General features: G+C 64.1%; 10 protein-coding genes. 6 read left to right on the top strand and 4 right to left on the bottom strand.

All coding sequences use genetic code 11. The features are described from left to right. The first annotated feature begins 23 nt into the window (after positions 1-23). Together ampD and ampE are read left to right on the top strand one after the other, a co-directional pair. On the top strand, positions 24-590 hold the full coding sequence (gene ampD / locus ACF8R3_RS07355; protein WP_196186333.1) for a 1,6-anhydro-N-acetylmuramyl-L-alanine amidase AmpD: 567 nt from the start codon (positions 24-26) through the stop codon (positions 588-590). Between the two features lie 3 nt (positions 591-593). Next, complete coding sequence (gene ampE / locus ACF8R3_RS07350; RefSeq protein WP_196121971.1) at positions 594-1,433, top strand: regulatory signaling modulator protein AmpE; 840 nt, start codon at positions 594-596, stop codon at positions 1,431-1,433. A 24-nt stretch (positions 1,434-1,457) separates the two neighbouring features. On the opposite strand, the gene ACF8R3_RS07345 is transcribed toward ampE, so the two are convergent. Together ACF8R3_RS07345 and cra are read right to left on the bottom strand one after the other, a co-directional pair. Beyond that, positions 1,458-2,246: a TatD family hydrolase gene (locus ACF8R3_RS07345; RefSeq protein WP_058639473.1), complete on the bottom strand. Its 789-nt coding sequence runs from the start codon at positions 2,244-2,246 to the stop codon at positions 1,458-1,460. A gap of 2 nt (positions 2,247-2,248) precedes the next feature. After that, entirely contained in the window at positions 2,249-3,244 is a 996-nt protein-coding gene (gene cra, locus ACF8R3_RS07340; protein WP_058605850.1) for a catabolite repressor/activator, read from the bottom strand. 284 nt (positions 3,245-3,528) lie between these two features. Between cra and ptsP the strand changes: the two genes are divergently transcribed. From ptsP to ACF8R3_RS07325, 3 genes are read left to right on the top strand one after another with little or no spacing between them, the layout of a single operon-like run. Continuing rightward, positions 3,529-6,381: a phosphoenolpyruvate--protein phosphotransferase gene (ptsP, locus tag ACF8R3_RS07335; RefSeq protein WP_392515359.1), complete on the top strand. Its 2,853-nt coding sequence runs from the start codon at positions 3,529-3,531 to the stop codon at positions 6,379-6,381. Then, positions 6,382-7,329, top strand: coding sequence for a 1-phosphofructokinase (gene pfkB, locus ACF8R3_RS07330; RefSeq protein ID WP_392515357.1), 948 nt, complete (start codon positions 6,382-6,384; stop codon positions 7,327-7,329). Beyond that, positions 7,326-9,059 carry a PTS fructose-like transporter subunit IIB gene (locus ACF8R3_RS07325; RefSeq protein ID WP_078479091.1) on the top strand — a complete coding sequence of 578 codons (1,734 nt, stop codon included), beginning with the start codon at positions 7,326-7,328 and terminating at the stop codon, positions 9,057-9,059. Before pfkB ends, ACF8R3_RS07325 begins: the two co-directional genes overlap by 4 nt. Before the next feature lie 99 nt (positions 9,060-9,158). Here ACF8R3_RS07325 and ACF8R3_RS07320 read toward each other — a convergent pair whose 3' ends face one another. Further along, positions 9,159-9,383, bottom strand: a complete 225-nt coding sequence (locus ACF8R3_RS07320; RefSeq protein ID WP_058639436.1) for a DUF3820 family protein — start codon at positions 9,381-9,383, stop codon at positions 9,159-9,161. 197 nt (positions 9,384-9,580) lie between these two features. Here ACF8R3_RS07320 and ACF8R3_RS07315 point away from each other — a divergent pair, with 197 nt between their 5' ends. Continuing rightward, on the top strand, positions 9,581-10,057 hold the full coding sequence (locus ACF8R3_RS07315; protein ID WP_058639435.1) for a PA2169 family four-helix-bundle protein: 477 nt from the start codon (positions 9,581-9,583) through the stop codon (positions 10,055-10,057). On the opposite strand, the gene ACF8R3_RS07310 is transcribed toward ACF8R3_RS07315, so the two are convergent. Further along, complete coding sequence (locus tag ACF8R3_RS07310) at positions 10,054-11,550, bottom strand: diguanylate cyclase domain-containing protein (RefSeq protein WP_196127446.1); 1,497 nt, start codon at positions 11,548-11,550, stop codon at positions 10,054-10,056. The genes ACF8R3_RS07315 and ACF8R3_RS07310 overlap by 4 nt on opposite strands. Between the last annotated feature and the right edge of the window lie 21 nt (positions 11,551-11,571).

Here is an 11,571-nt window from a genome sequence, read left to right as displayed (position 1 = left end):
GCACTTTTCAGGACAGGCCCCTCATGCAATTGGACCGTGCCACTGGCTGGTTCCACGGAGACGGAATCACCCACTGCCCCTCACCGAATTTCAACGCCCGCCCGCAAGGTGAGCAGATTTCTCTGCTGGTGCTTCACAACATCAGCTTGCCGCCGGCCAACTTTGGCGGCGGTTACGTCCAGGCGTTCTTTCAGAACCGGCTCGACCCGAACGCACACCCGTATTTCGCCAGCATCGAGCACCTGAAAGTATCTGCACACCTGTTCGTCGAGCGTGGGGGGGCGGTGACCCAGTTCGTCTCGTTGCATGATCGGGCCTGGCATGCCGGCGTCTCCTGTTTCGACGGCCGTGAGGGCTGTAACGATTTCTCGATCGGCATCGAGCTGGAGGGCACTGACGAGATACCGTATACCGATGCGCAGTACCTGACCCTCGACCGCTTGACGCGGCACATCCGCAAGGCCTGGCCGGCCATCGCACCCGAGCGTATCCAAGGGCACAGCGACATTGCCCCCCAGCGCAAGACCGACCCCGGCCCTGCCTTCGACTGGGCGCGGTACCGCCAGGCGTTACAGCGCGAGGAGGGCTGAGGCATGAGTTTTCTGGTATTGATCCTGGTGCTGTGGTTCGAGAAATTTTCGGGCTTGCGCCATCTGGTCCAGCGTGACGGTTTCTTCCTTGGCGAACTGGCGCGCCTTGAGCGCAAAGGTGGGCTGCCTGTAGGGTGGGTACTGGCCGCTGTGGTGCTGGCTCCGGTGCTGGTGCTGACACTGCTGTTACATGTGCTTGAGCCCGTTGCCTACGGCCTGCTGGCCCTGCCAGTGCATCTTCTGGTGCTGGTTTATAGCCTGGGACGTGGCAATGCCAAGGCTTCCCTCGGGCCCGTGCGTGACGCCTGGCACAGGGGCGATGAACAAGCCGCGCTGCACGTGGCCGCACGTGACCTTGGCGTAGTGGCCGATGGGCCACGCAGCCTGCTCGAACGCCTGCAAAGCAGGTTGCTGTGGGAGGCCTACCAGGGCTTTTTCGCCGTCATCTTCTGGTACTTCCTGCTGGGGCCGGCCGTTGCCCTGGCTTACCGCCTTCTGGCGTTGTGCCAAGCGCACAGTCAGCGACCCGCACTCCAGCACCGCGCCGAGCAGCTTCGCCACCTCATGGACTGGGTGCCGGTCAGGGTGGTGGCATTGAGCTTTGCCCTGGTCGGCAACTTCGTGGCCGTTGCCCGCGAAATATTGCACGAGTTGTTGAACTGGCATGTCACTGCCGCGCACCTGGTAGCCCGCGTCGGGCGTATGGCTGATGACGGCAGTGATGCCGGCACTGCCAGTGAGAATGATTGCGGGATGCGACGCCTGGATGGCCTATGGGACCTGGTGCTGCGTTGTGGTGTGCTGTGGTATGCCGCTTTCGCGTTGTGGACCGTGTTGGCCTGACCGCGCGGGGCGGGCCGGCGCGAATCAATGCAGGGCTTGCCAACCGAACAGCTCGCAGGCATTGCGCGTGCTCGCTTCGGCCAATTGCTCGACGGGCACGCCCATCGACTCGGCCAGCGATTGTGCGATGTCTGGCAGGTGCTCGGGGCTGTTGCGCACCCCCGGATGCATGACCGGCGCCATGTCCGGTGCGTCGGTCTCCAGCACCACGCTGTCGAGCGGTAAGCGGGCAATCGTACGGCGCAGCCGCAAGGCCTGGGGCCAGGTCGCCGCGCCGCCCAACCCAAGCCGAAAGCCTAGCTTGATGTACTCACGTGCCTCTTCGTAACTGCCGGCGAATGCATGGATGATACCCGCCCGCATGGGCTTGTAGCGCTTGAGGGTGGCAATCACCTGGGCATGGCTGCGGCGCACGTGCAGCAGGGCCGGTAGCTGGAAGTCGCACGCCATTTGCAACTGCGCTTCGAACACGTCCTGCTGACGAGCCTTGTCCAGTTCAGGGAGGTAGTAATCCAGTCCGAACTCGCCCAGCGCACACAGGCGGCTATCGCCACGCAAGCGCTCCAGCCAGGCGCGCAACTGCTCGATGTGGCTCGGTTGATGATCTTCAAGGTAGACCGGGTGCAGGCCAAGCGCCGCGGCCAGGCGCGAGTCGCTGCAGGCCAGGTCCCATACCCGCTGAAAGTTGGCCTGATGAACCCCCAGCACCACCATTCGCTCGACGCCTTGCGCGCTTGCACGGGCCATCAGGCTCGGGCGGTCGGCGTCGAAGTCCGGGAAGTCCAGGTGCGTGTGGGTGTCGATCAGACGCAGGTTCATGACGGGTCGATTCGTTGCTTGAAGGTGCGCGAGACCGCATGCACGCCTGGTTCGTAGCGTTTTTCTTCAATCGCAGCAAGGGCCAGTTCCAGTGCCTTGGCGGCCATGTCCCCGTGACGTTGGGCCATGGCATTGACCGGCAGCGGCAAGAAGTCGAGCAACTGGTTGTCGCCGAATGTACCCAGCTGCAACCGGCGCGACTCGGTGGGCTGGGCGTGCAGCGCGTCGAACACTCCCTGCAGGAGCACGTACGAAGTGGTGATCAAGGCATCGGGCAGGCCACCCAGCTCATCGATCAATTGCTGCATGAGGCGCTGCCCGCACTCTCGGCTGAACGCTTCGCCCTGGTAGCGGCGCACCTCACCGGCAAAGCCCTGTAGCGCATCGTCGAAGCCACCGGCGCGGGCCTGGCTAACCGACAGTTCAGGGCGTGCGCCGATCAAGGCAATGCTGCCTGGCGAGGTGCTCAACAGGCTGGCGGCCAAACGACGACTGGCATCATGGTCATCGCTGATCACCGAGCAGAAATACCGGGGGTCCAGGCCTCGGTCGATGGCAATGACCGGCAGGCCCTTGTCTTGCAACTCGCGGTAGCTCTGATCGTGCGGCGGCAGGCAGCTGGCCACGAACAAGGCATCGCACCGGCGCGCCCGGAACAGCTGCTGCAACTGGCGCTCGCTGTCGGGCTGGTCGTCACTGCTGGCGATCAGCAACTGGTAGCCCCGGGCCCGAGCCCCTTGCTCAAGGCGCTTGGCAATACGCGCGTAGCTGGGGTTCTCAAGGTCCGGGAGGATGAAGCCCAGCGTGCGGGTATGCCGGCTGCGCAGGCCAGCGGCCTGAGGGTTGGGCGTAAATCCATGGGCCTGCACCACCGCCTGCACGCGCTCCACGGTGCTGTTGCTGATGCGTTGCTGTTCGGCCTTGCCATTGATGACGTAGCTGGCGGTAGTGACGGACACACCGGCCAGGCGGGCGATATCGCTGAGTTTCACCGAGTTTTCCTTGTTATGACCAAAGCTGGCTGTAGGCGATGACCAGGCGGTTTGACCCTGATACCGCAGCGAGCGCAGGCGAGCATTGTCGCAATTGTCCGACAGGATGGGGCTTTTTCATCGGCAGATTATCGAGTAACGTGGCCGCCTGGTCAGGTTAAACGTTTCAGCCTCCTGATTTTCTGCCTCTGCTGCCCACTGTGCAAGGCGGTTGAACTGGCCATTTCCGTGAATTTCACAACAATACTCCAGTACCCATCCGGGAACTGCAAAGGGAGAAGGTCATGCTCGAGCTCGCCAAGGAGCAGATAGCCATGGGCCAGACGGCCCCAGACAAGGCACATGCATTGCGCCTGCTGGCGGATCGCCTGGTCGCCGACGGACTGGTCGCCGAGGGCTACCTGCAAGGGTTGCAGGATCGCGAGGCGCAAGGTTCCACGTTCCTTGGCCAGGGCATCGCCATCCCCCACGGTACGCCGCAGACCCGCGACCTGGTGTACACCACGGGCGTGCGCCTGTTGCAGTTTCCCGAGGGTGTGGATTGGGGTGATGGGCAGATCGTGTACCTGGCCATTGGCATCGCCGCGCGCTCTGACGAGCACTTGCGCCTTCTGCAATTGCTGACCCGTGCCCTGGGCGAAACCGATCTGGCAGAAGCCCTGCGCCGTGCAGGCTCGGCCGAGGCCTTGCTCAAACTGCTGCAGGGTGCACCGCAGGCGCTGGCGCTCGATGCGCAATTGATCGCCCTGAACCTTCCGGCCGAAGACTTCGATGAGCTGGCCTGGCGCGGTGCGCGCCTGTTGCAGCGCGCCAACTGCGTGGACAGCGGCTTTGCCGCCGTGCTGCAGCAGGCAGAGCCGCTGCCGCTGGGAGAGGGTTTGTGGTGGCTGCACAGCGAACGCCAAGTTCGCCAGCCAGGCCTGGCCTTCGTCACCCCGGCACAACCTGTGCGTTATCGCGATCAACCGCTGACTGGCCTGTTCTGCCTGGCCAGCCTGGGGGCTGCCCACCAGGCATTGCTCGAACGGTTGTGCGAAGTGTTGATCGAAGGGCGCGGGCAGATGCTCTACCAGGCCACCAGCAGCCGCGCCGTGCTCGAAGTGCTCGGCGGCGAGGCGCCTGCCGACTGGCCGAGCGCACGCATCCTGCTGGCCAATGCCCACGGCCTGCACGCCCGCCCAGCCAAGGTGCTGGCGCAACTGGCCAAACGTTTCGAGGGCGACATTCGCGTGCGCGTGGTCGAGAGCGGTCAGCCTGGCGTCTCGGTGAAAAGCCTGAGCAAGCTGTTGAGCCTGGGCGCGCGCCGTGGCCAGGAGCTGGAACTGGTGGCCGAGCCCGCTATCGCCGCCGATGCCCTGCCTGCGTTGCTGGCAGCCATCGAGCAAGGGCTGGGCGAGGAGGTGGAGGCGCTGCCGCTTGTCCCAGAGGCCCCTGCGCAGCCAGCCGTCGAAAAGGCGAAGGCGCCGGCGGCCGGCAGCCGCGTACAGGGTGTGGGCGCTGCCCCGGGTATCGCGTGCGGCCCTGCCCACGTCGTGACCGAGCGCACGTACGACTACCCGCTGCGCGGCGAGTCGTACGATCAGGAACGTCACAAGCTGACCCAGGCGGTGGCTACCGTCAGTGCCGATCTTCAGGTGCTGGTGCAGCGCAGCGACGCGGCCATCGGCGAGATTTTCGTCACCCATCAGGAAATGCTGGCCGACCCGGCTCTGACCGACGACGTCGAGCAGCGCCTGGCCCAAGGCGAGAGTGCCGCTGCCGCATGGGTGGCGGTGATCGAGTCAGCCGCCAGCCAGCAGGAAGCGCTGCATGACGCTTTGCTGGCCGAGCGGGCTGCCGACCTGCGCGACGTGGGCCGCCGCGTATTGGCCCAGCTGTGCGGGGTCCAGACGCAGAGCGAGCCTGACCAACCTTACGTACTGGTGATGAGCGAGGTCGGCCCCTCCGATGTCGCCAGGCTCGACCCGGCGCGGGTTGCCGGTATCGTCACAGCCCAGGGTGGCGCCACCGCGCACAGCGCCATTGTCGCCCGGGCGCTGGGTATCCCTGCCGTGGTCGGAGCCGGCGCCAGCGTGCTGCTAGTGGAAAATGGCACGTCGCTGCTGCTCGACGGCCAGCGCGGAGTGGTCAACGTCGCGCCGCCAGCCGAAGAGCTGCAGCGTGCCCTGGCTGAGCGCGACCTGCGCGAGCAGCGCTTGCAAGCCGCGTGGGCCAACCGTTTCGACCCGGCCGTGACCCGTGATGGCCATGCCATCGAAGTGTTCGCCAACATCGGTGAAAGCAGCGGTATCGCCAAAGTGGTGGAGCAGGGGGCCGAAGGCGTCGGCCTGTTGCGCACCGAGCTGATCTTCATGGCCCATTCCCAGGCGCCGGATGTGGCCACCCAAGAGGCCGAGTACCGGCGCGTGCTCGATGGCCTGGACGGGCGCCCGCTGGTGGTGCGTACCCTGGACGTGGGCGGTGACAAGCCGCTGCCCTACTGGCCGATCGCCGCGGAAGAAAACCCCTTCCTCGGCGTGCGCGGCGTGCGCCTGACCCTGCAGCGCCCGCAGGTGATGGAAGACCAGCTGCGTGCTCTGCTGCGCGCCGCCGATCAACGCCCTTTGCGCATCATGTTCCCTATGGTCGGGCAGATGCACGAGTGGCGCGAGGCACGTGCGATGGTCGAGCGCCTGCGTATGGAGATTCCCGTGGCAGACCTGCAGGTGGGCATCATGGTCGAGGTGCCCTCGGCAGCCTTGTTAGCGCCACAACTGGCGCGCGAGGTGGACTTCTTCAGCATCGGCACCAATGACCTGACCCAATACACCCTGGCCATCGACCGTGGCCACCCCAGCCTGTCCGCCCAGGCCGATGGGCTGCATCCTGCGGTCCTCAGCCTGATCGACATGACAGTGCGCGCCGCCCACGCCCATGGCAAGTGGGTGGGGGTTTGCGGCGAACTGGCGGCTGACCCGCAGGCCGTCGCGGTGCTGCTGGGGCTTGAAGTGGACGAGCTGAGCGTGGCGTCGCGCAGCGTCGCCGAAGTCAAGGCTCTGGTGCGCCAGGCCGATTCCCGTACAGCCCGCGCCCTGGCGCGCGAGGCCTTGCAACAAGACAGCGCCGCCGCGGTTCGCGCGCTGGTGGAGCGTTATTGAATGGCCAAGATCCTTACCCTGACCCTCAACCCTGCCGTGGACATCACCATCGGGCTCGACAGCCTGCGCCCCGGTCACGTCAACCGCAGCCAGGCCCAGCACAGCCACGCAGCTGGCAAGGGCTTGAACGTCGCCCAGGTGCTGGCCGACCTGGGCCATACCGTGACCGTCAGTGGTTTTCTTGGGCAGGACAACCTGCAGGCGTTCGAAGCGCTGATCGACTGGCGCGGCTTCTGCGATTGCTTCGTGCGCGTGCCTGGGGAAACCCGCAGCAACCTCAAGCTGGTCGAGGCCGATGGCCGCGTCACCGACATCAATGGCCTGGGCCCGGAAGTGGACGCGGCCGCCCGCGATGCCTTGCTGCGCCTGTTGCGCCAGGAAGCACCGGGGCATGACGCCGTGGTCGTTGCCGGGAGCCTGCCACGCGGGATTAGCCCTCAATGGTTTGGTGATTTGCTCGATGAGCTCAAGGCCATGGGCTTGAAAGTGGCGCTGGACACCAGCGGCCAGACGCTGCGCGTCGGTCTGCAAAGCCTGCCCTGGCTGGTCAAGCCCAATACCGAAGAGTTGGGCGAAGCCCTGGGCACGCCCGTGGACGATGCCGATCAACAGCGACTGGCCGCCCGGCAGCTACTGGATGAGGGCGTCGAGCACGTGGTGGTTTCGGCCGGCGAGCACGGGGTACGCTGGTTCGCCCATGATTTCACCCTGGCGGCGGTACCGCCCAAGGTGAAGGTGGCCAGTACGGTCGGTGCTGGGGACTCCCTCGTGGCCGGCATGGTCCACGGGCTGTTGCAGGGTGAAGCCGCATCGCGCACTTTGGCCCGTGCCACCGCCATCGCCGCACAGGCCGTCACCCAGGTGGGTTTCGGCATCAACGACCATAACCAGTTGGCCCGCCTGCAAGCCGCTGTGAGCCTGACAGAACAACAAGAGGGTTGCCAATGAACATTGTCATTCTCACTGCCTGCCCCAATGGCCAGGTATCGAGCGTGCTCAGCGCACGTCTGCTGGCGGCTGCGGCCCAGCGCCGTGGCTGGACCACTCAGGTCGAGGTGCAGGATGCCGAGCATCCCGAACGACAGCTCGACGCAGCGCAGATCGCCGACGCCGACTGGGTGCTGGTGGTCAGCACCGGCCCGGTGGACCTTACCCGCTTTGTAGGCAAGCGTGTGTACCAGAGCACGCCGTCCCAGGCTTTGGCTGACCGCGAAGGTTTTCTCGACGAAGCAGCTGCCAATGCGCAGCCGCTGATGGCCGTAGCCCCCGATGTCGACACCCGCGAGGAAGTGCGCATCGTTGCAGTCACTGCGTGCCCGACTGGCGTCGCCCATACCTTCATGGCGGCCGAAGCCCTGCAACAGGCCGCGCAACAGATGGGCTACCAGCTCACCGTTGAAACCCAGGGCTCGGTCGGGGCACGCAACCCGCTTTCGGCCCAAGCCATCGCAGCTGCCGACGTGGTGCTGCTGGCCGCTGACATCGAGGTGCCCGCAGCGCGCTTTGCGGGCAAGCGCATCTACCGCTGCGGCACTGGCATTGCGCTCAAGCAGGCCCGCGCCACCCTGGACAAGGCGCTGGCCGAAGCCAAGGTGGAGGAGGGTGGGACTGCTTCGGCCAGCGCTGCCGCCAGCAAGGGCGAAAAAACCGGCGTCTACAAGCACCTGCTGACCGGTGTCTCGTTCATGCTGCCCATGGTCGTGGCCGGGGGGCTGCTGATTGCCTTGTCGTTCGTGTTCGGTATCGAAGCCTACAAGCAAGCGGGGACGCTACCGGCTGCGCTGATGCAGATCGGCGGTGAAGCGGCCTTCAAGCTGATGGTGCCACTGCTGGCCGGCTATATCGCCTGGTCCATCGCCGATCGGCCAGGGTTGGCCCCAGGCATGATCGGCGGGCTGCTGGCCAGCACCCTGGGTGCCGGCTTCATCGGCGGCATCGTGGCGGGCTTTCTGGCCGGCTACAGCGCCAAAGCCATTGCCCGTTGGGCGAAGCTGCCCACCAGTCTGGAGGCGCTCAAGCCGATCCTGATCATTCCCTTGCTGGCCAGCCTGTTCACCGGTCTGGTGATGATCTATGTGGTGGGGCAGCCGGTGGCGGCCATGCTCGAAGGCCTTACGCGATTTCTCGACAGCATGGGCACCACCAACGCGATCCTGCTGGGGCTGCTGCTTGGTGGCATGATGTGCGTCGACCTCGGCGGACCGATCAACAAGGCCGCCTATGCGTTCTCGGTAGGGTTGCTGGCGTCTTCGAGCTATGCCCCGATGGCTGCCACCATGGCCGCCGGCATGGTACCGCCGATTGGCCTGGGCTTGGCCACGTTCCTGGCCAGGCGCAAGTTTGCCCAGAGCGAGCGAGAGGCGGGCAAGGCGGCCTTGGCACTGGGGCTGTGCTTCATTTCCGAGGGGGCCATCCCATTCGCCGCCAAGGATCCGCTGCGAGTGATTCCGGCGAGCCTGGCAGGGGGCGCGCTGACTGGGGCCTTGTCCATGTACTTTGGTTGCAAACTCATGGCGCCCCATGGTGGACTGTTCGTCCTGTTGATCCCGAACGCCATCAACCATGCCGCGTTGTACCTGTTGGCGATTGTCGCAGGTAGCTTGTTGACGGCGGTGGTGTATGCGCTGATCAAGAAGAACGAAAACGTCGAGCTGATGGTGGCGCCAGCCAAGGGATAGAGGTGCTTAACGGCAAGCCTTTTCGGTTACGGATGCCGCTCTTAAGGGGCGGCGTCAGCCTGGCACAGTGCCGTTCACCGGCACTGTCGGCGAACCCGCTCAACACCCATGCTTGCGCCGCAATGGCACCAGCAGGTCACTCAGACCGTTATGGTCGACTTCATGCATCAAGGCCAGCAACTCCCCCAGCTCCCCTGTAGGAAAGCCCTTGCGCGCAAACCACGCCAGGTAATCGCCCGGCAAGTCGGCAATGATCCGACCTTGGTATTTGCCAAACGGCATACTGCGAGTCACTAACAGTTCAAGACTTTGCTGGTTGAACATTTTTCAGATCTGAACGTGAAAATGCCGACCATACGGCAATCTGCACGAGTACCCAAGCGCAATCATGCAGAATGCTGCTTTCCAAATAATATTTGATTTGGCTAAGTCATTGAAATATATGCATTTTATAAGATTGCTCAATTTGGCACGATCACTGCTCCTATCCAGATGACTATCACCTGCCAAGGAGTTTTGCCATGAGTGACGTTAACAAAGACGTTATCAACGTATTGAACGACCTGATTGAGTACAGCAAAGACGGCGAAAAGGGTTTCCGTGAATCGGCCGATGATGTCAAGAATCCTGAACTGAAAGCGTTCTTCGTTCAACGTGCTGGCGAGTGCGCGAACGCTGCTGCCGAACTGCAAAGCGAAGTACGTAGGCTTGGCGGGGATCCAGAGACATCTACCAGCATTACAGCTGATATCCATCGGGGATGGGTGAACTTCAAGTCCATGCTGACAGGTAAGAGCGAAGAGGCAGTGCTCAACGAAGTCGAGCGCGGTGAGGATCATGCGCTGAAGGCCTACAAAGAGGCCCGTGAGAAACTGGTGAAGCTGGGTCGTAGTGCAACAGACTCCACCTACACCCTGGTCGAGAAACAGCTGCAAGGCGTACAGCGCAACCATGACCAAGTAAAGGCGCTGCGTGATTCGGCCCGCGCCCGCTCTTAAGTGACCGGGCCTTCTACCCGGTTGCGGCCCTTGGCCTTGGCCCGGTAGAGCGCTTCATCCGCACCACCCAGCATGGCTGCTAGGCCCTGCTGGGTGTTTGCGTTGAAGCTGCCAATGCCGATGCTCACCGTGACCGGCTGGGTATCGTTACCGAAAGGAGCGAGTCGCTCGACGCTACGGCATATCCGTTCTGCCAGCAGCCGTGCACCTTGCGCGTCGGTTTCTGGCAGTACCACCTGAAATTCCTCCCCGCCATACCGAGCAGCCAGATCGGCCGGCCGACGGATGCAGGCCTCGATGGCCTTGGCCACCTCGCGCAGTGCGTGATCACCGCCCGCATGGCCGTGGCGCTGATTGAACGCCTTGAAATGGTCCACATCCACCATCAGCACCGTCAGTGGCTGGCGGGAACGCTGGGCACGTGCCCATTCATGGCGCAGCATTTGATCCAGGTGCCGGCGATTGGCCAGGCCGGTCAGGCTGTCGGTCGCGGCCAAGGACGCCAGGCGCTGTTCAGCCTGGTAACGGCGATGCAGCTCCCGGCCGAGCAGCCAGGTCAACCAGATGATCCCTGCACACAGCAGCCCGGTGGCGACGCTGACCAGCAGCGCCGTGCGGCGCCAGGACGCGAACACCTCGTCGGTGGCATGCACCACCAGCACGATCAGCGGCAGGTCGCCCACCCGTGCAAAGGTATACATGTGCTCGCTGTTATCCCCGGCTGAGGCCGCGACGAAGCTGCCACTTTGTTGCCCGAGTATTCGCTGGAAATTGGGCTTGCCGGCGTACTGGCTGCCCACAGATGGGTCGGACGGGCCCATGGGTTGGCGGGCCAGTAGCTGGCCTTCGACGTTGAACAGGTTCACGCTGCTGTTGGCACCGATATCCAGGCGTTTGAACAGATCGGTGACATAGCCAAGGCGCAGTGCGCCAGCCGCAATCCCGGCGAAATTGCCGTTCGGGTCGGTGATGCGCCGGCTGAAGCTGATGCACCAGTCCAGGTCGCCCAACCGGGCCTTGAACGGCGGCCCCACCAGCAGGGCGGTGTTTGGGTTGTGCAAGTGGGTCTGGAACACGCCCGTGTCCCGGAAGTTGGCCTTGCGCGGTACGCTGCTGGTCGAATCACCTACCACGTCACCATTGCTGTTCAGCCACAGTACGTCCCCGCGCTTGCGGTCGGCGAAGGTATCATCGAACAGCAGCCGTTGGCGCAGGGGGCCGGGTACCGAGGGCAGCTCCTTGCGGCCTACCGCCCAGATCAACCCTTGAAGGGCCTGATCATAAAGCTCGACATTGCGCAGGATGTCACTTTCGATCAATTGCACGATGTTGTTGGCCGAGCGTACGGCCGATTGCTCCACGCTCTCACGCTCGCGCATCAGCAAGTAGCTGACGATGGCCACGATGGCGAGCACGGCCAGGCAACTGCCCAGCACGAGAGCCAGTTCAGGGTGCGACCGGGAAGAGGCAAGGCGTAACGGTGAGGTAGGCATGGTCGCGACTGCTGGGGGCCA

The organism is Pseudomonas sp. FYR_7, from assembly GCF_043106155.1.
Lineage (GTDB): Bacteria > Pseudomonadota > Gammaproteobacteria > Pseudomonadales > Pseudomonadaceae > Aquipseudomonas > Aquipseudomonas parafulva_B.
This window is presented reverse-complemented; position numbering and strand designations above follow the sequence as displayed.

What these genes read in the sequence shown, in the direction of transcription:
- ampE (WP_196121971.1), top strand. Translation starts at nt 594, where the DNA reads ATGAGTTTTCTGGTATTGATCCTGGTGCTGTGGTTCGAGAAATTTTCG.
- ACF8R3_RS07320 (WP_058639436.1), bottom strand. Translation starts at nt 9,383, where the DNA reads ATGTTCAACCAGCAAAGTCTTGAACTGTTAGTGACTCGCAGTATGCCG.
- pfkB (WP_392515357.1), top strand. Translation starts at nt 6,382, where the DNA reads ATGGCCAAGATCCTTACCCTGACCCTCAACCCTGCCGTGGACATCACC.
- ptsP (WP_392515359.1), top strand. Translation starts at nt 3,529, where the DNA reads ATGCTCGAGCTCGCCAAGGAGCAGATAGCCATGGGCCAGACGGCCCCA.
- ACF8R3_RS07310 (WP_196127446.1), bottom strand. Translation starts at nt 11,550, where the DNA reads ATGCCTACCTCACCGTTACGCCTTGCCTCTTCCCGGTCGCACCCTGAA.
- ACF8R3_RS07325 (WP_078479091.1), top strand. Translation starts at nt 7,326, where the DNA reads ATGAACATTGTCATTCTCACTGCCTGCCCCAATGGCCAGGTATCGAGC.
- ACF8R3_RS07315 (WP_058639435.1), top strand. Translation starts at nt 9,581, where the DNA reads ATGAGTGACGTTAACAAAGACGTTATCAACGTATTGAACGACCTGATT.
- ampD (WP_196186333.1), top strand. Translation starts at nt 24, where the DNA reads ATGCAATTGGACCGTGCCACTGGCTGGTTCCACGGAGACGGAATCACC.